Source organism: Kitasatospora sp. NPDC001664 (genome assembly GCF_053596675.1).
Genome location: NZ_JBSFGS010000018.1, coordinates 126324 through 148428, shown reverse-complemented (window position 1 = coordinate 148428; position 22105 = coordinate 126324). Strand labels below are relative to the sequence as shown.

Sequence of the window (22105 nt, the reverse complement as noted above, 5' to 3'; positions counted from 1 at the left end):
ATGACCACCACCGACCCGCTGGCCACCACCGACGCACGGACCGCCGCCACAGACGCCCGGCCCGACACCGGCACAGGGGCCGACACCATCACGCCGACCGGGACCGCCTCACCGACCACGACCGGCGGCAGCGCCGACCCCCGTCACTTGTTGGCCGCCCGCGCCGCGCGGGAGTTGAGCGACGGTCAGTACGTGAACCTGGGCATCGGACTCCCCACCCTGATCCCCGATCACCTCCCGCCCGGCGTGCACGTGGTGCTGCACTCCGAGAACGGCATCCTCGGCGTCGGCCCGTACCCGGTCGCCGGCGAAGAGCACCCCGACGTGATCAACGCCGGCAAGGAGACCGTCACCGTCGCCGACGGTGCCGCCTACTTCGAGTCCGCCGTCTCCTTCGGCATGATCCGAGCGGGCCGGATCGACGTCTCGGTGCTCGGCGCGATGCAGGTCTCGGCCTCGGGCGACCTGGCCAACTGGATGATCCCCGGCAAGATGGTCAAGGGCATGGGCGGCGCGATGGACCTGGTGCACGGCGCCCGCCGAGTCGTCGTCGTGATGGAGCACACGGCCAAGGACGGCTCACCGAAGATCGTCGACGAGCTGTCACTTCCCGCCACCGGACGGCGAGTCGTGCACCGCATCGTCACCGACCTGGCCGTCATCGACGTCACCCCGGAGGGCCTGCGGCTGGTCGAGGTCGCCCCCGGCCACACCTTCGAGGAGGTCCAGGCCGCGACCGGCCCCCGTCTGCTCTGACTTCCAGGAGCGGGCCACGCGTGTCAGGCCGCCCTGGCCAGTCCCAGTGCGTAGGAGATCCAGAACTCCCCCGCCGCGGGCTCGCCCCGGCCGCAGTCGCCGTCGGACTCTCCCGGGATCTTCACCCAGAGCAGTGCGTCCAGCCCCTCCCGGCCGGTCCGGGTGGTGGGTTCCTGCCCGAGGGCCCGCCCCTGCGGGTTGCACCAACTCCCGCCACCGGGCGAGCCCTTGCCGTTCCGGCTGGTGTCGATCACGAAGCGCTTGCCGCCGAGCGCCGCCGACACCTCCCGCCCGTAGGCGTAACTCTCCTCAGTGGAGTAGAAGTTGGAGACGTTGAGGGCGAAGCCGTCCGCCGCACCGATGCCCGCGCGCTCCAGCGCGCGGGCCAGGGCGGACCGGTCCTGCACCCAACCCGCGTTACCGGCGTCGAGGTAGACCCGTACCTTCGGATGCTTCTTCAACTCGGCCACCGCGTAAGCCAGCAGGCCGAAGCGCTCGGCGTCCACCCCGGCGCAGCCGTCCACCGCGTGGGCGACCGCGTCCGGCTCCAACACCACCCAGGCCGGCCGGTCGGCCAGCCCGGCGGCGACCCGGTCGATCCACGCCCGGTACGCCGCACCGTCGGCGGCCCCACCCGCCGAGTACAGGCCGCAGTCCCGGTTCGGGATGCCGTAGGCGACCAGCAGCGGCAGCCGCCCCTCCAGCGCAGCGCGCCGGCTCTGCACCTCGGCCAGCTGCCCGGCGTCGGCACCGGTGAGCCAGAGCGCCGCCGAGCTCCGGGCGATCCGGCTCAGCGCTGCCGCTTCGGCCCCCGACGCCTTCCCGGCCGCGCGCTGGGCGGAGCCGAACGGAGAGACGTAGAACCCCCCGGCGGCGATCGCGTCCCCCGTCGGGGCCGGCGTCACGCCCCCCGAATCGGCGGCGGAGATGCTCGGAATCGTCGGATCACCACTCGGGCCACCACCCGAACCACTCGCAGTACTCAGAGCACTCAGAGCACTCGGAGCACTCGGACCGCCCGAACCACCCGGCCCATCCGGAGCGCCCGAGGGCCGGGCCGTCACCGCCGCCCCCGAAGCCGTGGTCCCACCGTTCCCTGACGGTCCGGCAGCTCCGCAGCCCGTCAGGACCAGCAAGGCCCCCGCCACCCCGAACCAGCGCCGCAGCACCCGCCCCGCCTCCCTGCCCCGCCTCGCCCCACCCAGCCCGAACCCGTGATCGGTTCCGCCCGCCAGCCTCGCACAGCAGGGCCGCACCGACCACGGGCGTCCGTCTGGGGAGACCCAGCGCTCAGGTCCCGAGGCCGGGCCCCGAGACCGGGCCCTGAGGCCCGGACCAGGAGTCAGACCAGGCGTCAGGCCAGGAGCCGGACTCAGGCCTCCAGGTCCGCGAGCTTCGGCAGCTGCCAGTCGATCGGCTCGCCGCCGAACTCGACCAGGGCCTCGTTGATCTGCGAGAAGGGCCGGCTGCCGTGGAACAGCTTCGCCGACAGCGGCGACGGGTGGGCGCCCTGCACCACCACGTGGCGGGTGGTGTCGATCAGCGGCAGCTTCTTCTTGGCGTAGTTGCCCCAGAGCACGAAGACGCAGGGCTCCTCGCGGGCGCTGACCGCCGAGATCACCGCGTCGGTGAACTTCTCCCAGCCCTTGCCCTTGTGGGAGTTGGCCTCGTGCGCACGCACGGTGAGCACCGCGTTGAGCAGCAGGACGCCCTGCTCGGCCCACTTCATCAGGTAGCCGTGGTCCGGCGCGGGGACGCCGAGGTCGGCGTCCAGCTCCTTGTAGATGTTCCGCAGCGACGGCGGGATCTTGATCCCGGGCTGCACCGAGAAGCTCATCCCGTGCGCCTGGTTGTCGTCGTGGTACGGGTCCTGCCCGAGCACCAGCACCCGGACCTTGTCGTACGGGGTCGCCGCCAGCGCCGCGAACTCCTGCCCGCTGGGCGGGAAGACCTGGTGCTCGGCCCGCTGCTCCGCCACGAAGTCCGTCAGCTGGGCGAAGTACGGCTTCGCCAACTCCCCGGCCAGCGCCGCCCGCCAGGACTCCGGCACCTCGAACGCGGCCACGGTCTCCACCAACTCCGTCACGACCCACTGCCTTTCACGACAAACCCGTCTCCAACACCCCGAACGCTACACACCCCCGCCGACACCCCCGAACCGATCGTCGGGCCGTTCACCGAACCGTGAACCGGACCGTTCGCCGAACCGGGGACCGGTCCACTCGCCGGCTCGACCGCCTGGCCCCTCCCGGCCCGCAGCCGCCCGCCCCCACCCCGTCCTCCGCGACCGCTCCCCACCTGCCCCTACGGCCCCGGGCCGACTAGGCTTGCCGGCGTTGGGGCAGTCAGTACCGCCCGGCCGGCCACAGGCGTCCGGTCCGTGCGCTTCCGGACCATCGCAAGACCTTAGGGAGACACCTACGTGGCAGAACGCAAGGCCATCGAGACCTGGCTCACCGACATGGACGGAGTCCTCATCCACGAGGGCGTGCCGATCCCCGGGGCGGACGCCTTCATCAAGCGGCTGCGGGAGTCCGGGAAGCCGTTCCTGGTCCTGACGAACAACTCGATCTACACCCAGCGGGACCTGCACGCCCGGCTGGCCCGGATGGGCCTCGACGTTCCCGCCGAGCACATCTGGACCTCGGCGCTGGCCACCGCCAAGTTCCTGGACGACCAGCGTCCGAACGGCACCGCCTACGTCATCGGCGAGGCCGGCCTGACGACGGCGATGCACGACGTGGGCTACGTCCTCACCGACACCGACCCCGACTTCGTGGTCCTCGGCGAGACCCGGACCTACTCCTTCGAGGCCATGACCAAGGCCGTCCGCCTGATCAACGACGGCGCCCGGTTCATCGCCACCAACCCGGACGAGACCGGTCCCTCCGCCGAGGGCGCCCTCCCCGCCACGGGTGCGGTCGCGGCCCTCATCACCAAGGCCACCGGCGTCGAGCCGTACTTCGTCGGCAAGCCCAACCCGCTGATGATGCGGGCCGGCCTGAACGCGATCGGCGCCCACTCCGAGAACAGCGCGATGATCGGCGACCGGATGGACACCGACATCGTCTCGGGCATGGAGGCCGGCATGTCGACCTTCCTGGTCCTCACCGGCCTGACCCAGGCCCACGAGGTGGAGCGCTTCCCGTACCGCCCGACCCGGGTGGCCGACTCGATCGCCGACCTGGTCGACCTGATCTGAGCCCCACCGGGGGTCCCGCCCACCCGGGCCGGACCCCCGGTCCAGGCCCCGGTCCAGGCCACCGGTTCAGACCCCGGCATCGGCCGCCCCGGGCCACCGGCTTCAGCCGGTCCAGACCTCTGGCACCATCCGGTCCAGACCTTCGACCTCGACCGGTCCAGACCACTCACCCGGCGCCGATCCCGCCCACCGGACGGCCCGCTCCGCCCTCGGAGCACGTCCTGATGCCGACCTCAAGGGAGCCTTAAGGGCTTCCTAATAATCTGAAGGCCCGTCAACTCCCGGACGCCCCATGGCTACGGTCTCCACAGCGACCCCACATCGCCGACCGCGGCGGCCCCACACCGCCGCACCCGGTGACCCCCACCGCTGATTGCTGAACGGAGCACCCACCCATGTCATTCCGCCGCACCGCAGCCGTGTTCACCCTGGCCGGCACCGCGCTCGCGTCCACCGTACTCGGCACCGGCGCCGCCTCCGCGCACGGGTCCCTGCAGAACCCGCTCAGCCGGGTCTACGGCTGCTACCTGGAGGGCCCGGAGCAGCCCAAGTCGGCCGCCTGCAAGGCCGCCATCGCGTTCGGCGGCACCCAGGCCATGTACGACTGGAACGGCGTGCGGATCGGCGACGCGGCCGGCCGCCACCGCCAGCTGATCCCGGACGGCCGTCTGTGCAGCGCCGGCGCCAACGAGTTCGTCGGCCTCGACCTCCCCCGCAACGACTGGCCGGCCACCAACCTCACCGCCGGTGCCAAGACCAACTTCAAGTTCCGCGCCACCGCGCCGCACCGCGGCACCTTCCAGCTCTTCATGACCAACAGCACCTACAACCCCAACGTGGCGCTGAGCTGGTCGAACCTGGACACCACCCCGTTCGCGAGCATCACCGACCCCCAGGTGGTGGACGGCTACTACACCTTCCCGGTGACCATCCCGACCGGGAAGACGGGCCGTCAGATGGTCTACGCGATCTGGCAGCGCTCGGACAGCCCGGAGGCCTTCTACACCTGCTCGGACGTCACCTTCGACGGCACCGGCAAGGCCCCCGCCGCCGCCCCGGCGGTCGCCCCGGCCGCGGACGCCGCCGCCCACCACGACCACAACGCCGTCCCGGCTGCGGCCCCCGCCGCCGGAGCCCCGGCCGCCGCCCCCGCCGGTGCCCCGGCCGAGGCCCCCGTGATCGCCAACAACACCGGCACCGCGCCCCGGACCCAGCTGGCCGAGACCGGCACCGACCGCTCCACCGGCCTGATGACCGCCGTCGGCACCTCCTTCCTGCTGGCCGGCGGCACCGTCGCCTTCCTGCACCGCCGCCGTCGCGCCACCGTCGAGTCGAGCCGCTGAGCCCGGACGGCCCAGGCCCGGACGACCCAGGCCCGGACGACCTACGCCCGGACGACCTACGCCCGGACGGCCCAGGTGCCGGGTGGCCCCGCCGCATCGCGGCGCGGCCGCCCGGCGCCGCTGCCCCGCACCGCCGCCGTGGTTGGGTAGGGGGATGAGCAGCACTCCCCCTACCCCCTTCCGCGTCGGCCTGATCGGCTACGGCCTGGCCGGCTCCGCCTTCCACGCCCCGCTGATCGCCACCACCCCGGGTCTGCGGCTGGACGCGGTGGTCACCGCCAACCCCGACCGCCGTGCCCAGCTGGTGCAGCAGCACCCGGGCGCCCGCCCCCTCGACACCCCCGAGCAACTCCTCGCCGAGGCCGCCGACGGGCGGATCGACCTGGTCGTGATCGCCTCCCCGAACCGCACCCACGTGCCGCTGGCCCGGGCCGCGATCGCCGCCGGCGTGCCCACCGTGGTGGACAAGCCGCTGGCCGCCACCGCCGCCGAGGCGGCCGAGCTCTGCGCGCTCGCCGAACGGCGCGGCGTGCTGCTCTCGGTCTTCCAGAACCGCCGCTGGGACGGCGACTTCCTGACCGCCCGTCACCTCGTGGAGTCCGGCGCGCTCGGCCGGGTGCACCGCTTCGAGTCCCGCTTCGAGCGCTTCCGCCCCAAGCCCAAGCCGGGCTGGCGTGAACTGGCCGACCCGGCCGAGGTCGGCGGCACCCTGTACGACCTGGGGAGCCACCTGGTGGACCAGGCGCTCACCCTGTTCGGCCCGGTGGACACGGTCTACGCCGAGGTCGAGACCCTCCGGGACGGCGCCGTGGTGGACGACGACGCCTTCCTCGCCCTGAGCCACGCCTCCGGCGTCCGCTCCCACCTGTGGACCAGCGCACTCAGCCCGCTCGGCGGCCCGCGCCTGCGGGTGCTCGGCGACTCGGCCGGCTACGTCAAGTACGGCATGGACCCGCAGGAGGCCGAGCTGCGCACCGGCCACCGGCCCGCTCCCGGCACCCCCTGGGGGACCGAGAGCCCGGCCGCCTACGGCGTGCTCGGCACCGACGAGTCCTCCCTCCCCGCGCCGACCGCCCCCGGCGACTACCCGGCCTACTACGCGGGCATCGCCGCCGCCCTCGCCGACGGCACCCCGCCGCCGGTCGACCCCAGGGACGCCGTCGCCACCCTCACCGTCCTGGAGGCGGCCCGCACCTCCTCCGCCACCGGCACCACCGTCCGCCTCGACGGGAAGTGACGGGCCCCCTGCCCCGCGCCCGACGACGCCCGTAGGATGATCTGACCGAACGCGCGCCAACCAGCCCGAGGGGGTCCGGCCGATGACACTGCTCGCCGTACTGCTCGGCCTGGTGCGCCTGCTGACGGGCGATCAGCTGATGTCCTCCGGCGGCCTCGGCGCCGTCGCGGCGGCCGCCACCCTGGTCCTGCTGGCCGGGGTGGCCGCCACCGCGCTGGCCACCGCCCGTCTCCTCGGGGCACGGGCCCCGAGCGCGGTCCGCGACCGCGCCCTGCGCCGACGCGCCTACCGCTCGGCCTTCCTGCCCCAGCGTGATCCGGACGCCCGCGGCCGTCGCCGCCCCAGGGCACCGGGCGCGGCCCCGACGGCCGCCTGAGCACGCGTCACCCGGCAGTCCCGCACCCCCGGAACCCCAGCTCACCGGCCGTCCTCCGCCGACCTCTCACCCCCGCGCGCGCCCGTGTGCCCGCGTGCCCAAGCACGCCACGCACCGCCGCGCGCCCCCAGAGACCCCGGAGGGCTCACCCCGCCATGTCCGTCTTCACCCTGCTCGACCCCGCCGTCGGCCTGGCCCACGACGCCGTCGCGGCGCTCGCCGCGCACCTGCCGACCGCCCTCGCCGTCGTCCTGTTCACCGCCGCCGTCCGACTGCTGCTCCACCCGCTGGCCCGCGCCGCCGCCAGGGGCGAACGGGTCCGGGCCCGACTGGCGCCCCGGCTGGCCGAGTTGGGCCGCACGCACAAGGAGCGGCCGGAGAGGCTGCGCGAGGCGACCGCGGAGCTGTACCGGACGGAGGGAGCGTCGCCGTTCGCCGGCTGCCTGCCGATGCTTGCCCAGCTCCCCTTCTTCACCGTGATGTACCGGCTCTTCACCACGCCGAACGACCTGCTCGGCGCGACGCTGTTCGGCGTCCCGCTCGGCCTGCACCCGAGCTCCGCCCACTCCGGGCCCGAACTCGCCCTCTTCGCCGCCGTGTTCGCCGCCCTCGCGGCCCTCGGCTGGCTGGGCTTCCGCCGCGCCCGCCGGACCATGGCCGCCCAGCCGACCCCGCCCGCACCGGGCACCGGGATCGCGCCGTACCTCTCCTACGGCACCGCACTGTTCGCCCTGGTGCTCCCGCTCGCCGGGGCGCTCTACCTGCTCACCACCACCACCTGGACCCTCGCCGAACGCGCCTGGCTGCACCGCGGCACCGACCCCACGGCGGAGGCCGGTGCCACGGTGGCGCGGACGGTGGCGCGGAAGAGGGGGAAGGCCGTGTCCTGAGGCCTCAGCCCCGGTCCCACCCGGCGAGGTAGCGGTCGATCTCACCGATCAGCCGGGCCTTGCCGGGTGCGTCCAGGAAGCTCGCCTCGACCGCGTTGCGGGCCAGCCCGGCCACGCCCGTCTCGTCCAGGCCGAGCAGCCGGGCGGCGACCTGGTACTCGGTGTTCAGGTCGGTGCCGAACATCGGCGGGTCGTCGCTGTTGACCGTCACCAGCAGCCCGGCGTCCACCATCTGACGGATCGGGTGGTCCTCCATCCGATCCACCGCCCGGGTGGCGATGTTGGACGTCGGGCAGACCTCCAGCGGGATGCGGTGCTCGCCGAGGAAGTCCAGCAGGGCCGGGTCCTTGACCGCCTGGGTGCCGTGGCCGATCCGCTCGGCGCCCAGCACCCGGATCGCGTCCCAGACCGTCTCCGGCCCGGTGGTCTCGCCCGCGTGCGGGACGCTGCGCAGGCCGGCCGCCCGGGCCCGGTCGAAGTAGGGCTTGAACTGCGGCCGCGGCACGCCGATCTCCGGGCCGCCGAGGCCGAAGCTGACCAGGCCCTCGGGGGCCAGGTCGACGGCCAGCCGGGCGGTCTCCTCGGCGGCGGCCAGACCGGCCTCGCCGGGGATGTCGAAGCACCAGCGGAGCACCACGCCGAGGTCCTTCTCGGCGGACTTACGGGCGTCCTCGATGGCCTCCATGAAGGCCACGTCCGGGATGCCCCGGCTGACCGAGGAGTAGGGGGTGACGGTCAGCTCGGCGTAGCGGATGTTCTGCCGGGCCATGTCCTCGGCCACGCCGTAGGTGAGGGCGCGGACGTCCTCGGCGTCGCGGATCAGGTCGACCACGCTCAGGTAGACCTCGATGAAGTGCGCGAAGTCGGTGAAGGTGAAGTACTCGGCCAGGGCGGCCGGGTCCAGCGGCACCTTGGTCCGGCCCTCGTGACGGGCCGCCAGCTCGGCCACCACCCGGGGCGAGGCGGAGCCGACGTGGTGGACGTGCAGCTCGGCCTTGGGCATCCCCGCGATGAACGCCCCGATGTCCCGCTTGCCCTCAGCGCTCTCGACCACTGCGTTCTCCTCACCTCGTGCACCGTTGCAGTCGCTGCATGCTAACTCCGCCGTGCCCGATGCGTCGGACACGCCGTCAGCCCCCGAGCGCCACCGCCACGGTGTGGATGAGCAACCCGGCCAGCGCGCCGACCACGGTGCCGTTGATCCGGATGAACTGGAGGTCCCGGCCGACGTTGGCCTCGATCTTCCGGGAGGCGTCGTCGGCGTCCCAGCCGGCCACGGTGTCGGAGATCAGCGCGGTGATCTCGGCCCGGTAGGTCTGCACGACGTACCCGGCGGCGTCCTGCAGCCAGCCGTCCGCCTTGGCCTGGAGCCGCCGGTCGGTGGCCAGCCGGCTCCCGAACGCGCGCAGGCCGTCGCGGATGCGGCGCCGCAGCTCGCTCTGCTCGTCCTCGGCGGCGGTCAGCACCAGGGTGCGGACGGCCGCCCAGGAGGAGGCGATCAGGTCCTGCACCTCCGGGCGGGCGAGCAGCTCGTCCTTGGCCCGCTCCACCCGGGCGATGGTGGCCGGGTCCTGCTGGAGCTCGACGGCGAAGTCGGCGAGGAAGTCGTCGACCGCGCCCCGGGCCGGATGGTGCGGGTCGTCCCGGATGTCGGTGACGAAGCGCATCAGCTCCTTGTAGACCCGCTCGCCGACCTGGTGGTCGATGAACTTCGGGGTCCAGCCCGGGGTCTTCTGGGTGATCCGCCCCACCACGTCCTGGTGGTGCCGCGTCAGCCAGTCGTGCACCCGGACGGCGACCAGGTCCACCACCCCGTGGTGACCACCGTCGGCGGCCACCTTGCCGAGCAGCCGGCCGGCCGGTTCGGCCACCGAGGTGGCGGCCGCCCGGCGGGTGACCGCCTCGGCCACCACGGCCTGCACGTCGTCGTCGTTGAGCACCGCGAGCACCCCGCGCAGCGCGGCGGCGGCCTCGCTGGTGACCCGCTCGGCGCTGCCCGGCGCGGCCAGCCACTCGCCGAGCCTCCGGGCGATGCCCATCCGGCCGAGCCGCTCGCGGACCACCGGCGCGGAGAGGAAGTTGTCTCCGACGAAGTCGCCGAGCGACTTGCCGAAGGCGTCCTTCTTGGTCGGGATGATCGCGGTGTGCGGGATCGGCAGCCCGAACGGGCGCCGGAACAGCGCGGTGACGGCGAACCAGTCCGCCAGCGCACCCACCATCCCGGCCTCGGCGGCGGCCGCCACGTACCCGGCCCAGGCGCCCGCCCCGGCGGCGTCGGCCCAGGTGGCCAGGCCGAAGACCACCGTGGCCACCCCGAGCAGCCCGGTGGCGAACAGCTTCATCCGCCGGACGCCCCGGCGCTTCTCCTCGTCGGCGGCGGTGAACCGGACCCCGGTCCCGGCCGTCTGATCGGCACTCACCCCGCCAGTCTGCCCCGGACTCCGGCCGGAGACGGCCGGGGCGCGGTGGAGTTCAGGGGCAGTTCCGGGTCACCCCGAGGAGTTCAGCACGACGGGCCGGCCCCGCCGCCGAGCACGATCCGGTGCACTCCGGCCCAGCGCGCCGGATCGGTGACCCGCCGCCCGTCCAGCAGCACCCGCACCCCGGGCAGCTGCTCGGCCCCCAGCGTCCGGTACTCGGCGTGGTCGGTCTGCACGATCGCCGCGCTCACCGGCTCGCCCCGGTGCGGCGGCAGCCCGAGCGCGGTCAGCTCCTCGGCCCCGTACAGCGGGTCGGCGACGTACGGCCGGGCCCCGGCCGCCCAGAGGGCGTCCACCAGCGGGAAGACGCCGGAGCAGGCGGTCTCCTTCACCCCGCCCCGGTAGGCCGCGCCGAGCACCAGCACCGGACGGTCCGTCAGGTCGAGCACGGCGGCCAGCCGGTCCACCGCGTGGCCTGGCATGGCGAGGTTGGCCTCCCGGGCGGCGCGGACCACGGTCGCGGAGGGGTCGCCCCAGAGGTAGAGCCGGGGGTAGACCGGGATGCAGTGGCCGCCGACCGCCACGCCGGGACGGTGCAGGTGGCTGTAGGGCTGGGAGTTGCAGGCCTCGGCCACCTCGGCGAAGTCCACCCCGATCCGGTCGGCGTAGCGGGCGAACTGGTTGGCCAGCCCGATGTTGACGTCCCGGTAGGTGGTCTCGGCCAGCTTGGCGAACTCGGCCGCCTCGGCGGACGCCAGCGCCCACACGCCGTTCGGCCGGGGCAGCTCGGGCCGGTGGTCGAAGTCCAGCACCGCGGTGTAGAACTCCACGCCCTGCCGGGTGGAGCGCTCGTCGATGCCGCCGACCAGCTTGGGGTAGCGGCGCAGATCGGCGAAGACGCTGCCCGAGGAGACCCGTTCGGGGCTGAACACCAGCCCGAAGTCCGCTCCGGGGCGCAGCCCGGAGCGGGCCGCCAGCCGCTCGGCCACCCGGCCCCGGACGGTGCCCACCGGGAGGGTGGTCTCGTACGAGACCAACGCCCCGCGCCGCAGCCCGGCCGCCACGGCGTCGGTGGCCGCGTCCAGCAGGGCGAAGTCCGGGCTGTGGTCGGGAGCGGTGAGCAGCGGCACCGCGACCACCACCACCGAGGCCCCGGCCACGGCGGCCGCCGTGTCGCCCCCGGCGGTCAGCCGGCCCTCCGCGACGGCCCGCTTCAGCCGGTCCGCCAGCTCGGGCTCGCCGGGGAACGGGGGCTCGCCGTCGTTCACCTGACGGACCACCAGCGGCGCGACGTCCGCCCCGAGCACCCGCCACCCGCTCCCGGCGCACTGCACCGCGAGCGGCAGCCCGATCTTGCCCAGCCCGACCACGCAGACCGTACGGTCCACCGCCGCACCCGTCACCGCACCCACCGCCGCGTCCGCCACCGCCGCCGACGTGCCGTCCATCTCCGCCACCACTCCCGTCAGCCCCCGCTCACCTTGGTGGTGAACCGCCGCCACCCGGCCCGGCGCCGCAACTCCCGCCGGGCCCGCTCCGGCACCACGTCCCGCCAGAGCTGCCGCGGCACCGCCAGCCGCTCCCCCGGCCCCCCGCCGGCCCCGGCCTCGTCCTCGACCAGCCCGCGCACCGCCCGCCAGCGGCCCTCGGCCGCCAGCTCCAGCCGCAGCCGCTCGGCGGTCCCCAGCTCGGGGAGCACCGAGCAGTGCTCCCGCACCAGTCGCCCGACGCCATCCACCAGCCGCCGCTGCTCGCCCGGCGCCAGGTCGAGCAGGCTGGCCCGGAGCAGCTGCGGCACGTCCCAGCCGAAGTGACGGAGGTTCAGCGCCCGGCGCTCGGGGCTGCCCGGTGCGGTGAACTGCTCGACCACGGCGGTGATCGCCTCCAGGCCGCGCAGCCGGTTGAGCAGGCCGGAGCGGACGGTGACGTTGCCGCGGTCGGCCCGGAGCACCGCGTGGTAGCAGTCGTAGTCGGCCAGCACCGAGACCGGGCCCTCGGCCCGCAGCAGGGCCTGCAGGGTGAAGGGCTGGTCGGAGTAGACCGGCAGGTCCTCCCGGCGGCGGACGCCGTGCCGCACCAGCGGCTCCCGGCGGAACAGCTTGGTGTCGGAGAGCGCCCAGGCCAGCGCCGAGTCGGCGAAGGTGACCGACGGCTCGGTCCGGTCGAAGACGCCCTGCGGGACGTGCCGTCCGCCCTCACCCACCATCCGGCCGAGCACCACGTCCGAGCCGTACCGGTCGGCCATCGCGACCATCAGCTCCAGCGCGCGCGGGCCGAGCCAGTCGTCCGCGCCCAGGTAGAACACGTACCGGCCGCGGGCCAGGTCGGTGGCGCGGTTGCTGGGGGCGGCGGGGCCGCCCGAGTTGGGCTGGTGGACCACCCGGAACAGGCCGGGGTGCGCGGCGGCGAAGCGGTCCAGCTCGGCCCCGCTGCCGTCGGTGGAACCGTCGTCCACGGCGACCACCTCCAGGCGTCCGGGGCCCAGGGTCTGCCGCACCAGGGAGCTCAGACAGACCGTCAGGTACGGCATGGTGTCGTAGACCGCGACCACCACGGTGACGTCGGGCACCCGCCCCTCACCGGCACTCATCCGGCCACCTCCAACCGGCGCTCATCCGGCCACCTCCAGGGGTACGGGCCGCCCGGCGGCGGCCAGGACGGACTCGGCGACCGTGACGGTGCGCAGGCCCTCGGCCAGCGGGACGATGGTGGCCGGGCGCCCGGCCACCGCCTCCCGGAACTGCTCGTGCTCGCTGAGCAGCGGCTCCCGCTTGGGGAAGGCGTACCGGACCACGTCGCCCTCGGTCACCCCGCGGAAGGCCCGGACCAGCTCCCACTCGGTGGCCACCGCGCCGTTGGCGTGCAGGGTGAGGTCACCGGTCAGGGTGTCGGCGACCAGGCAGCCGCGCTCCCCGGTGACCGCGACCTGGCGCTCCTTCTGCGGGCTGAGCCAGTTCACCAGGTGGCTGACCATGGTGCCGTCGGCGAGGGTGCCCACCACCGCGACCATGTCCTCGTGCGGACGGCCGCTCTTGCGCACCGTCCTGGCCGCCACCGAGGCGTAGGCCTGGCCGGTGATCCAGCCGGTCAGGTCGATGTCGTGGGTGGCCAGGTCCTGCACCACCCCGACGTCGGCGATCCGCTGCGGGAAGGGGCCCTGACGGCGGGTCGACACCTGGTAGACCTCGCCCAGCTCGCCCGCCGCGAGCCGGGTGCGCAGCTGCTGGAGCGCCGGGTTGTACCGCTCCACCTGGCCCACCCCGGCGACCAGCCCGTCGAAGGCGGCCACCAGGCGGCCGGCCGCCCGGGAGTCCGGGGCCAGCGGCTTCTCGATCAGCGCGGGCACGCCCGCCTCCGCGAGCCGGAGTCCGACGGCCTCGTGCTCGGCGGTGGGGCAGGCCACCACCGCGTAGTCGATGCCGAGGGCGAGCAGCCGTTCGAGCTTGCGCAGCACCGGCACCCCGCACGGGCCCGCTCCCCCCAACGGGTCCACCACACCGGCCAGTTCGACACCGGGGAGACCGCCGAGCACCCGGGCGTGGTTGCGCCCCATCGCCCCGAAGCCGATCAGCCCGGCCCGCAGCGGGGCACCGCTGCGCTGCCGCCCCACGGAACGGGTCCGCTGCTCGGCCCTGACCAGTCCGGGCCGGCTCCCGCTCTCAGGCGACCGCACTCGACACCGCCCCGTCCCCACGACGTACGGCCGGGTCGGCCCGGTCGACCGGTCCGACCGCGCCCAGGGCGCCGCGGACCGCCTCCGCCACCCGCGCCACCTCCCGCTCCGTCAGCGAGGGGTGCACCGGGAGCGAGAGCACCTCGGCCGCCGCCAGGTCCGTCTCCGGCAGCTCCCACCGGCCCCGGAAGGGCGGCAGCCGGTGGATCGGCACCGGGTAGTACACCTCGCTGCCCACCCCCGCCGCCGCCAACTCGCCGCGCAGCCGGTCCCGTCGGGCGCCGAGGACGCGCACGGTGTACTGGTGGTAGACGTGTCGGGCCCCGGCCGCCACCGCCGGGGTGACCAGCCCGGCCGCGCCGAGGCCGGCCAACTCGCGGTCCAGCAGGGCCGCATGGGCGCGTCGCCGCTCGTTGGCGGCCGGCAGCCGCCGCAGCTGGACCCGGCCGACGGCCGCGGAGACGTCCGTCATCCGCAGGTTGGCCCCGACGATCTCGTTCCGGTAGCGCTGCTCCATGCCCTGGTTGCGCAGCAGCCGCAGCTTCCGGGCCACCGCCGGGTCGGCCACCGTCACCATGCCGCCCTCCAGGGCGTGCATGTTCTTGGTCGGGTAGAAGCTGAAGCAGCCGGCCGCCCCGAAGGCGCCGGCCGCGGTGGCGCCCAGGGCTGCGCCGTGCGCCTGGCAGGCGTCCTCCACCACGGCCAGTCCGTGCCGCTCCGCCAGCCTCCCCAGCCCGCCCATGGCGGCGGGGTGCCCGTACAGATGGACGGGGAGCAGCGCTGCCGTACGGGGGCCGACGGCGGCGGCCGCGGCGGCCGGGTCCAGGCCGAAGCTCCCGGGCTCGATGTCGGCGAAGACCGGCTCGGCCCCGGCCAGCCGGACGGCGTTGGCGGTGGCGGCGAAGGAGAACGAGGGCACCACCACCTCGTCGCCCGGCCCGATGCCGAGGGCCAGCAGGGCCAGGTGGAGGGCGGAGGTGCCCGAGTTGACGGCCACGCACTCCCGGCCGTCCACCAGCTCGGCGAACTCCCGCTCGAAGGCCGCGACTTCGGGCCCCTGGACCACCGAGCCGGAGCGCAGCACGCGCACCGCCGCCGCGATCTCCTCGTCCCCGATCACCGGCCGCGCCACCGGCACCGGCCCCTCCGTGCTGCCGGTCTGCCCCGCCATCCCCGCCCAACTCCTCGTGCCCGTGCGGTACTCCGGGATGTCAACGAGCAGCGACACCCCGGAGTCACGGAATCCACCCTCACGAGTGAACGCACCGCACACCTGATCACCGGGTCAGCCGATCGCCACCTCGGCGTACATCCGCGCGATCACGTCCTCGATGGCCGGCTCGCGCACCGAGAGGTCGACCAGCGGGTACCGCTCCGCGACCGCCGCCACCAGCGGGGCGGCGCTCTGCTCGGCCGGGAAGGCCAGCCACTGCCGCGGCCCCTCGACCTTCACCACCCGGGCTCCGGGCACCGCGATCTCCGGCCCCTCCTCGGCCAGGTCGACCACCAGGGTGCGCTCGCTCTCCGCCGCCGCGTGCAGCCCGTCCAGGCCGCCGTCGTAGACCACCCGCCCGTGGTCGATCACCATCACCCGGCCGCACAGCTGCTCGATGTCGGTCAGGTCGTGGGTGGTGAGCAGGACCGTGGTGCCCCGGTCCCGGTTGACCTCGCGCAGGAACTCCCGGACCCGGGCCTTGCTCACCACGTCCAGCCCGATGGTGGGCTCGTCCAGGTAGAGCACCTGCGGGTCGTGCAGCAGGGCCGCCGCCAGGTCGCCTCGCATCCGCTGGCCGAGCGAGAGCTGGCGCACCGGGGTGTCCAACAGGCTTCCCAGGTCCAGCAGTTCGACGCAGCGACCGAGGTTCTCCCGGTACCGGGCGTCGGGGATGCGGTAGATCCGCCGGGCCAGCTCGTAGGAGTCGCGCAGCGGCAGGTCCCACCAGAGGGTGGTGCGCTGGCCGAACACCACCCCGATCCGGCGGGCCAGCTGCACCCGCTCCCGGGCGGGCTCGACCCCGGCCACCCGCAGCCGGCCGGCCGTGGGCACCAGGATGCCGGTGAGCATCTTGATGGTGGTGGACTTCCCGGCGCCGTTCGGCCCGATGTAGCCGACGCACTCGCCGGCCTCCACCCGGAAGCTCAGCCCGTCCACCGCGCGGACCGTCCGCTTCTCCCGGCGGAACCGGCCGGCCTTCGCCCGCACGGTGAACTCCCGGCTGACGTCGTCGAGTTCGATCAGAGACATGTGTCCGTACCTCCGTACGCGAGAGTGGTCAGTTGCCGGTGCCGCGGTAGGCCCGCAGCCCGGCCCGCCAGGCCAGCCCGGCGGCCAGCACGCAGAGCAGGGCGGCCACCGGCGAGGCGAAGCGGAAGGCCTCGGGCAGGCCGAGCGGGTCCGGCTTGCCCAGGACGTGCAGCGCGGGCAGCCAGTTGACGAAGGCCAGCGGCAGGCCGAAGACGGTGCCCGCCACCACCTCCTTGGCGAAGACGGTCGGCGGGTACTGCAGCAGGGTGCCGCCGCCGTAGGTGAAGGCGTTCTGGAACTCGCCGGCCTCGCCCCACCAGAACTGCACGGTGGCGAAGCCGATGAAGACGGTGCAGAAGATGACGCTGCCGCAGACGAGCATCACCGCGAGCAGCAGTACCTTGTCCGCCGTCCACCGCACGTCCAGCCGCCCGATCGCCCAGCCCAGCACCGCGGCGGCCTGGATCGGACGGCCGACCCGGCGCAGGGTGAAGCGCTCGGCGCAGAGCTGGGCCAGCACGGCGGCGGGCCTGATCAGCATGGTGTCCAGGGTGCCGGTGCGGATCCGGTCGCCGAGCGCGTCCACGCAGCCGACCAGCAGGTTGGCCGTGCCCAGGGCGAAGCCGGAGGTGCCGTACAGGAAGGCGAGTTCGGCCAGCGACCAGCCGCCGAGCTGCTCGGTGTGCTGGAACATCAGCAGGATCACCACGAAGTCCAGCGCGGTGATCACGGTGCTGGCCACCAGCATCATGGTGAAGGAGGCCCGGTAGGCCATGCTGGCCCGGTTCCACATGGCGGCCACCAGCCACCAGGAGCGCAGCGCCCAGGCGGCCTTGGCGGCGAAGCCCTGGCGGGGGAGCAGGAGTTCAGCCACCCTGGACCACCACCTTGCGGGTGGCCAGCAGCTGGACACCCCTGCCGAGGGCCAGCAGGCCGACGGCCCAGGCGAGCTGGAAGGCCAGGCCGGTGAACAGGGCGGCGCCGGTGCGCCGTTCCAGGATGACGTCGGTGGGGATCTGCACCATGCCGGACCAGGGCAGCACGGTCGCCAGGGTGCCCAGCCAGCCGGGGTAGACCACCACCGGGAGCAGCGCGCCGGAGAAGAACATCGCGACCACCACCATCACCGAGCGGATGCCCTCCGAGTCGTGCAGCCAGAAGCCGGTGAGCGCGACCAGGAAGCGCAGCCCGAAGCTGACCACCACCGCGAGCAGCACCGAGAGCAGGAAGGCGGCCCAGACCAGCGGGCTGACGGGGAGGGCGAAGCCGAAGGCCAGCGCGCCGATCGCGGTGGGCGCCAGGCCCCGGCCGAGCAGCTGGAAACCGGCCCGGCCGAGGTCGGTCGCCAGCCACCAGCCCATGAAGTCCACCGGCCGGTAGAGGTCGACCGCGATGTCGCCGGTGCGGAAGCGCTGCTGGACGTCGTCCTGGAAGCCGCCGCCCCAGACCGCGACGGTCATCAGCAGCGACTGGCTGACCCAGATGTAGGCGACGGCCCGGTCGGCGTCGTAGCCGCCGAGCCCGGGGCGGGCCTGCCAGAGGGCCAGGAAGGTGTAGGCGAGGACGAAGCCGAAGACGGTGTTGGTGAAGACCCCGGCCAGGGTGGCCGCCCGGTAGGTCGAGTAGCGGCGGAACGCCCCGGCCGCCACCCCGAGGTAGAGCCGGGCGGTGCCCGACCGATCCGGAGGGCGGAGCCGCTGTGCGAGCAGCATCATGTGTCTCCTTGTCGACTTTTCCGTCCGCACGAGGGCGCGCGGAGGCATGGCGAAGTGCGCGGCAGGAACGCACCCGGGGGCAGACCGGAGCGGCTCCGACCGACTGGCCCCCGGGGGTGCCGGGAGTCGCGGGCGGAGCTGGCGGTCTGTGCTGGGACCTGCTGCGCTATGGGGTTGTCACCTTTCAACGTACCGCCGACGCCCGCACCGCGCAGCCGATTTACCGCCGGACCGCCACGCCGCCCACCGCTCCACCCGTCGCTCCGCTCGCCCCGCCCCTTCCCGCCCGCCCCGTCAAACCACCTGATTCAGCGTCAAATCGCCCATACTTCCCCCATGGACCAGCAGCCGGAGCGCCGAGACGCCGACGGACCGGCCCCCGACAGCCTGGAGTCGGAGGACCGGGCCGAGGGCTCCCGGCGTGACCGCCGTCGCGCCCGGCGCACGGCCCGCAGGACGCGCCGCCGGGCCCTGCCCTGGTGGCGTCGGCTGGTGCCCACCTGGCGGATGGTGGTCGCCACCCTGCTCACCCTGCTGCTGCTCGGCCTGGCCGGCTTCGTGACGCTCTACCTGATCGTCCCCGTCCCGGACCCGAACACCCGGGCGGTGGCCCAGAGCAACGTCTACTTCTACGCCGACGGCACCACCGAACTGGCCCGCACCGGCTCGGTGAACCGCCAGGACGTGCCGATCCGTCAGATCCCGCTGGACACCCAGCACGCGGTGGTCTCCGCCGAGGACCGCAGCTTCTACCGGAACAAGGGCGTCGACCTGCGCGGGATGGCGCGGGCGGCGTGGAACACCGCCACCGGCAAGGGCACCCAGGGCGGCTCCACCATCACCCAGCAGTACGTCAAGAACTACTACCTGACCCAGGACCAGACCCTCTCCCGCAAGGTCAGGGAGCTCTTCATCGCGCTCAAGGTCGACCAGCGGCAGAGCAAGGACGAGATCCTCCAGGGCTACCTCAACACCAGCTACTTCGGCCGCAACGCCTACGGCATCCAGACCGCCGCCAAGGCCTACTACGGGGTGGACGTCTCCCGGCTGAGCGTCGGTCAGGGCGCCTACCTGGCCGCCCTGTTGCAGGCCCCCAGCGCCTACGACGTGAAGACCGCCACCCCGGTCAACCGCGACCGCGCCCTGGCCCGGTGGAACTACGTGCTGGACGGCATGGTCTCGCTCGGCTTCCTGGACGCCGCCGCCCGGGCCGCCACCGCCTTCCCCGAACCGCTGGACCCGCAGCCGGTCACCGGCCTCGGTGGCCAGGCCGGGTACCTGGTGGAGATCGCCGACTCCTACCTCACCGGCAACGACGTGCTGGACGCCGCCACCCTCAAGGCCGGCGGCTGGCGGATCACCACCACCTTCGACAAGGCCCGGCAGGACGCCTTCGTCCAGGCGGTGAAGGACGAGCTGACCAGCGAGCTGGACCCGGCCGCGCGCCCCGGCACCGACACCGACGTCCGGGTCGCCGGGGCCTCGGTGGAGCCGGCCACCGGGAAGCTGGTGGCCGCGTACGGCGGGCCGGACTACGCCAAACAGCAGTACAACGACGCGCTCCGGCAGGACAACCAGGTCGGCTCCACCTTCAAGCCCTTCGACCTGGCGGCCGGGCTGGAGGGCGGCCGCACCCAGGACGGGCGGCCGATCACCACCCAGGCCCTCTACGACGGCTCCACCCGCCGACCGGTGGTCGGCGGCCCGACCGCCTACGCCCCGCCCAACGAGGACGACGTCGACTACGGCTCGATCACCCTGCGGTACGCCATGGTGAAGTCGGTGAACTCGGTCTACGCCCAGGAGGGCGTGGACGCCGGGCTGGCGAAGGTCCGGGACACCGCCGTCCGGCTCGGACTGCCCGCGGCCACCCCCGGCATGGACCCGGCCAACTCCTCGATGACGCTGGGCACCGCCACCCCGAGCGCGGTGGACCTGGCCGCCGCCTACGCCGCGCTCGCCAACCACGGCCAGGCGTACGCCCCGTGGGCGGTGCTGAAGCTGGAGCGCTCCAGCGGCTACACCGACCTGCCCGAACTCCCCGCCCACACCGCACGGGAGGCGGTCGGCCGGGGCACCGCCGACGCCGTCACCGACGTGCTCCAGGACGTCGTCGCCCCCGGCGGCACCGGCGCCCGGGCCCTCGGGCTGCGCCGCCCGGCGGCCGGCAAGACCGGCACCACCGACAGCAACCGGTCCGCCTGGTTCGCCGGGTACACGCCCGAACTGGCCACCGTGGTCGGCCTGTTCAGGGAGAACCCGGACACCCACGCCAAGGAGTCGCTGGCCGGCACGGCCGGCTACAGCCGGATCAACGGCGGGGCCTTCCCCACCCAGATCTGGACCGCCTACATGACCGGGGCGCTGCGCGGCTCCCCCGTGCGGCAGTTCGACCTCCAGCCCAGCCGGGGCAACGCGCAGCCGTCCGAACCGGCCTCGCCGACGGCCTCCGCGACGGCCTCGGCCACCGCCCCGCCCACCATCTCGCCGACGGCCTCCACGACGGCCCCGAGCCGGACCCCGGTGGCCCCGCTCTCCCCCTCGTCCCCAATCTCGCCGCTCTCGCCGCTCTCCCCGTCCCGGCGCCCGGACCGCTCCCCCACCGGCACGCCGTCCGGCAGCGGCTCCGCCACGGCGACCGGCCCGGCAGCGCCGCCCAGCCGGCTCCCCGCGCAGGGCACCAGCCGGGCACCGGGCCCGGCGGACCAGGAGGCCGCCGCGGCCCGCGCTCCCGAGTCCCCGTCAGGCCCTCAGAGGTAGAGCCCGGTCGAGCCCTCCGCGTCACCGAAACGGACGGCCGCCACCGCGTGCAGGTCGCGCTCGCGCAGCAGCACGTAGGTGGCGCCGCCCACCTCCACCTCCAGCTTGTCCTCCGGGTCGTACAGCACCCGGTCGCCCGGCTCCACCGAGCGCACGCTCTGGCCGACCGCGGCCGCCTCCGCCCAGGTGCAGCGCTTGGACAGCTCGGCGGTGGCCGGGATGAGGATGCCGCCGGTGGAGCGGCGCTCCCCCTCGCTGCCCTCGGTCTTCACCAGCACCCGGTCGTGCAGCATCTTGATCGGCAGCTTCTCGCCCAGACGCTCGTGCCTGGTCTGTTCCCGCTGCTCGTTCAGCTCTTCGTTCACGCCCCCGACGGTACCCGGACACCCGCGCCGGCGTGACGCCGGACCGGCACACGGAGACGGGGCCGGGCCCGATCGGCCCGACCCCGTCCGCCTGCTCCGCGTACTCAGTCGCGTCCGCGACCCCGCCGCCGCACCGCGGCGACCAGCAGCACCACGCCGACGCCGACCAGCGCCGCCGGGACGATCCGGTCCGGGCGCGGCTGTCCCTTCTCGTCGGTGAACCGCGCCTTGAGCTGCTCCACCGCACCACTGGCGGCCACGTACGCCCGGCCGGCCTTCTCCTCGACCGCGCCCGCCACCTTGGCCTTGGTCTGGGCGGCGATGGTGCTCGGGTGCACCCGGACCGCCAGCTCGTCCAGGGTCGCCGCGAGCTGGGTGCGGGTGCGCGCGATGTCCGCCTCGATCTGTGCGGTGGACCGCCCCGCGTTCTGCTGTGCTCCGGCCTTGCCCACTCGGGCCACCCCTTCTCACTCGGTCTTGCGCTACGTCAGGTGTCAGTCTGTCAGCTCCCCGCCCGGGCCGCGCAGTGCCACCCACCAACGGAGGTAGGTTGGCCGAGGCACGACCCACGAGCGAGCACGAGGAGAAGCCCCACCATGAGCGAGCGCCTTCAGGCCGGCGACACCGCCCCCGCCTTCACCCTGCCGGACGCCGACGGCAACCAGGTCTCCCTCGCCGACCACCTCGGCCGCAAGGTGATCGTCTACTTCTACCCGGCCGCCCTCACCCCCGGCTGCACCAAGCAGGCCTGCGACTTCACCGACAACCTGGAGGTCTTCGCCGGCTCCGGCTACGACGTGATCGGCATCTCCCCGGACAAGCCGGCCAAGCTCGGCAAGTTCCGCGAGGCCGAGAACCTCAAGGTCACCCTGCTCGCCGACGAGGACCACGCCGTCCTGGAGGCCTACGCCGCCTACGGCGAGAAGGTCAACTACGGCCGCACCTACCAGGGCGTCATCCGGTCCACCGTGATCGTCGACGAGGAGGGCAAGGTCGAGCGCGCCCTCTACAACGTCAAGGCCACCGGCCACGTCGCCAAGCTGCTGCGCGACCTGAAGATCGAGACCGCCTGACCGTCCGTCAGGAACGCGAAGGAGCGGTGGCGGTGCACCCCCCGACCGGG

Annotated in this window: 21 protein-coding genes; 8 read left to right on the top strand and 13 right to left on the bottom strand. The window is 74.1% G+C overall.

The window, feature by feature from the left end; all coding sequences use genetic code 11:
* Window positions 1–756 carry a 3-oxoacid CoA-transferase subunit B gene (locus tag ACWCYY_RS25130; protein WP_449797311.1) on the top strand — a complete coding sequence of 252 codons (756 nt, stop codon included), beginning with the start codon at window positions 1–3 and terminating at the stop codon, window positions 754–756.
* A 23-nt stretch (window positions 757–779) separates the two neighbouring features.
* Here ACWCYY_RS25130 and ACWCYY_RS25125 read toward each other — a convergent pair whose 3' ends face one another.
* Both ACWCYY_RS25125 and ACWCYY_RS25120 read right to left on the bottom strand, forming a co-directional pair.
* Window positions 780–1661, bottom strand: coding sequence for a glycoside hydrolase family 6 protein (locus tag ACWCYY_RS25125; RefSeq protein ID WP_449797310.1), 882 nt, complete (start codon window positions 1659–1661; stop codon window positions 780–782).
* 467 nt (window positions 1662–2128) lie between these two features.
* Complete coding sequence (locus ACWCYY_RS25120) at window positions 2129–2842, bottom strand: uracil-DNA glycosylase (protein WP_345287808.1); 714 nt, start codon at window positions 2840–2842, stop codon at window positions 2129–2131.
* 336 nt (window positions 2843–3178) lie between these two features.
* On the opposite strand from ACWCYY_RS25120, the gene ACWCYY_RS25115 reads away from it, so the two are divergent.
* The 5 genes from ACWCYY_RS25115 (at window position 3179) to ACWCYY_RS25095 (ending at window position 7804) form a co-directional block, all read left to right on the top strand.
* Window positions 3179–3958 carry an HAD-IIA family hydrolase gene (locus ACWCYY_RS25115; protein ID WP_380149618.1) on the top strand — a complete coding sequence of 260 codons (780 nt, stop codon included), beginning with the start codon at window positions 3179–3181 and terminating at the stop codon, window positions 3956–3958.
* 395 nt (window positions 3959–4353) lie between these two features.
* Window positions 4354–5301, top strand: coding sequence for a lytic polysaccharide monooxygenase auxiliary activity family 9 protein (locus ACWCYY_RS25110; RefSeq protein ID WP_345287806.1), 948 nt, complete (start codon window positions 4354–4356; stop codon window positions 5299–5301).
* Window positions 5302–5455: 154 nt separating this feature from the next.
* On the top strand, window positions 5456–6538 hold the full coding sequence (locus ACWCYY_RS25105; RefSeq protein WP_449797309.1) for a Gfo/Idh/MocA family protein: 1083 nt from the start codon (window positions 5456–5458) through the stop codon (window positions 6536–6538).
* An 82-nt stretch (window positions 6539–6620) separates the two neighbouring features.
* A complete protein-coding gene (locus ACWCYY_RS25100; RefSeq protein ID WP_380149620.1) occupies window positions 6621–6914 on the top strand; it encodes a DUF6412 domain-containing protein in 294 nt (97 codons plus the stop codon).
* Window positions 6915–7069: 155 nt separating this feature from the next.
* Complete coding sequence (locus ACWCYY_RS25095) at window positions 7070–7804, top strand: YidC/Oxa1 family membrane protein insertase (RefSeq protein WP_449797308.1); 735 nt, start codon at window positions 7070–7072, stop codon at window positions 7802–7804.
* A 4-nt stretch (window positions 7805–7808) separates the two neighbouring features.
* Here the strand turns inward: ACWCYY_RS25095 and ACWCYY_RS25090 are convergent, their stop codons facing one another.
* The 9 genes from ACWCYY_RS25090 to ACWCYY_RS25050 form a co-directional block, all read right to left on the bottom strand.
* Window positions 7809–8858, bottom strand: coding sequence for an adenosine deaminase (locus ACWCYY_RS25090; protein WP_449797307.1), 1050 nt, complete (start codon window positions 8856–8858; stop codon window positions 7809–7811).
* A gap of 76 nt (window positions 8859–8934) precedes the next feature.
* Window positions 8935–10224 (bottom strand): DUF445 domain-containing protein, encoded by a 1290-nt coding sequence (locus ACWCYY_RS25085; RefSeq protein ID WP_345290449.1) that lies wholly within the window; start codon window positions 10222–10224, stop codon window positions 8935–8937.
* 83 nt (window positions 10225–10307) lie between these two features.
* The gene (locus ACWCYY_RS25080) at window positions 10308–11672 is read right to left on the bottom strand and encodes a nucleotide sugar dehydrogenase (RefSeq protein ID WP_449797306.1); all 1365 of its coding nucleotides are present in this window, start codon (window positions 11670–11672) and stop codon (window positions 10308–10310) included.
* Window positions 11673–11689: 17 nt separating this feature from the next.
* Window positions 11690–12814 carry a glycosyltransferase family 2 protein gene (locus ACWCYY_RS25075; RefSeq protein ID WP_449797305.1) on the bottom strand — a complete coding sequence of 375 codons (1125 nt, stop codon included), beginning with the start codon at window positions 12812–12814 and terminating at the stop codon, window positions 11690–11692.
* A gap of 21 nt (window positions 12815–12835) precedes the next feature.
* The gene (locus ACWCYY_RS25070) at window positions 12836–13834 is read right to left on the bottom strand and encodes a Gfo/Idh/MocA family protein (RefSeq protein ID WP_345290446.1); all 999 of its coding nucleotides are present in this window, start codon (window positions 13832–13834) and stop codon (window positions 12836–12838) included.
* 49 nt (window positions 13835–13883) lie between these two features.
* The gene (locus tag ACWCYY_RS25065; RefSeq protein ID WP_449797304.1) at window positions 13884–15068 is read right to left on the bottom strand and encodes a DegT/DnrJ/EryC1/StrS family aminotransferase; all 1185 of its coding nucleotides are present in this window, start codon (window positions 15066–15068) and stop codon (window positions 13884–13886) included.
* A gap of 114 nt (window positions 15069–15182) precedes the next feature.
* On the bottom strand, window positions 15183–16142 hold the full coding sequence (locus tag ACWCYY_RS25060; RefSeq protein WP_345290444.1) for an ABC transporter ATP-binding protein: 960 nt from the start codon (window positions 16140–16142) through the stop codon (window positions 15183–15185).
* 28 nt (window positions 16143–16170) lie between these two features.
* A complete protein-coding gene (locus tag ACWCYY_RS25055; RefSeq protein ID WP_380149643.1) occupies window positions 16171–16935 on the bottom strand; it encodes an ABC transporter permease in 765 nt (254 codons plus the stop codon).
* A 73-nt stretch (window positions 16936–17008) separates the two neighbouring features.
* Window positions 17009–17857 (bottom strand): ABC transporter permease, encoded by an 849-nt coding sequence (locus tag ACWCYY_RS25050; protein WP_345290442.1) that lies wholly within the window; start codon window positions 17855–17857, stop codon window positions 17009–17011.
* Between the two features lie 336 nt (window positions 17858–18193).
* On the opposite strand from ACWCYY_RS25050, the gene ACWCYY_RS25045 reads away from it, so the two are divergent.
* A complete protein-coding gene (locus tag ACWCYY_RS25045) occupies window positions 18194–20617 on the top strand; it encodes a transglycosylase domain-containing protein (RefSeq protein ID WP_449797303.1) in 2424 nt (807 codons plus the stop codon).
* Here the strand turns inward: ACWCYY_RS25045 and ACWCYY_RS25040 are convergent.
* Both ACWCYY_RS25040 and ACWCYY_RS25035 read right to left on the bottom strand, forming a co-directional pair.
* The gene (locus ACWCYY_RS25040; protein ID WP_345290461.1) at window positions 20608–20910 is read right to left on the bottom strand and encodes a GroES family chaperonin; all 303 of its coding nucleotides are present in this window, start codon (window positions 20908–20910) and stop codon (window positions 20608–20610) included. The two genes, ACWCYY_RS25045 and ACWCYY_RS25040, sit on opposite strands and share 10 nt — an antisense overlap.
* Window positions 20911–21086: 176 nt before the next feature.
* Window positions 21087–21434: a DUF3618 domain-containing protein gene (locus ACWCYY_RS25035; protein ID WP_345290440.1), complete on the bottom strand. Its 348-nt coding sequence runs from the start codon at window positions 21432–21434 to the stop codon at window positions 21087–21089.
* Between the two features lie 144 nt (window positions 21435–21578).
* Between ACWCYY_RS25035 and bcp the strand changes: the two genes are divergently transcribed.
* Entirely contained in the window at window positions 21579–22055 is a 477-nt protein-coding gene (gene bcp / locus ACWCYY_RS25030; protein ID WP_345290439.1) for a thioredoxin-dependent thiol peroxidase, read from the top strand.
* Window positions 22056–22105 lie beyond the last annotated feature (50 nt).

Bases quoted from the DNA above. Each gene is read 5' to 3' on its own strand.
- ACWCYY_RS25130 (WP_449797311.1), top strand. From the start codon at position 1: ATGACCACCACCGACCCGCTGGCCACCACCGACGCACGGACCGCCGCC.
- ACWCYY_RS25110 (WP_345287806.1), top strand. From the start codon at position 4,354: ATGTCATTCCGCCGCACCGCAGCCGTGTTCACCCTGGCCGGCACCGCG.
- ACWCYY_RS25105 (WP_449797309.1), top strand. From the start codon at position 5,456: ATGAGCAGCACTCCCCCTACCCCCTTCCGCGTCGGCCTGATCGGCTAC.
- ACWCYY_RS25100 (WP_380149620.1), top strand. From the start codon at position 6,621: ATGACACTGCTCGCCGTACTGCTCGGCCTGGTGCGCCTGCTGACGGGC.
- ACWCYY_RS25095 (WP_449797308.1), top strand. From the start codon at position 7,070: ATGTCCGTCTTCACCCTGCTCGACCCCGCCGTCGGCCTGGCCCACGAC.
- ACWCYY_RS25080 (WP_449797306.1), bottom strand. From the start codon at position 11,672: ATGGACGGCACGTCGGCGGCGGTGGCGGACGCGGCGGTGGGTGCGGTG.
- ACWCYY_RS25075 (WP_449797305.1), bottom strand. From the start codon at position 12,814: ATGAGTGCCGGTGAGGGGCGGGTGCCCGACGTCACCGTGGTGGTCGCG.
- ACWCYY_RS25065 (WP_449797304.1), bottom strand. From the start codon at position 15,068: ATGGCGGGGCAGACCGGCAGCACGGAGGGGCCGGTGCCGGTGGCGCGG.
- ACWCYY_RS25060 (WP_345290444.1), bottom strand. From the start codon at position 16,142: ATGTCTCTGATCGAACTCGACGACGTCAGCCGGGAGTTCACCGTGCGG.
- ACWCYY_RS25055 (WP_380149643.1), bottom strand. From the start codon at position 16,935: ATGTGGAACCGGGCCAGCATGGCCTACCGGGCCTCCTTCACCATGATG.
- ACWCYY_RS25050 (WP_345290442.1), bottom strand. From the start codon at position 17,857: ATGATGCTGCTCGCACAGCGGCTCCGCCCTCCGGATCGGTCGGGCACC.
- ACWCYY_RS25045 (WP_449797303.1), top strand. From the start codon at position 18,194: ATGGACCAGCAGCCGGAGCGCCGAGACGCCGACGGACCGGCCCCCGAC.
- ACWCYY_RS25040 (WP_345290461.1), bottom strand. From the start codon at position 20,910: ATGCTGCACGACCGGGTGCTGGTGAAGACCGAGGGCAGCGAGGGGGAG.
- bcp (WP_345290439.1), top strand. From the start codon at position 21,579: ATGAGCGAGCGCCTTCAGGCCGGCGACACCGCCCCCGCCTTCACCCTG.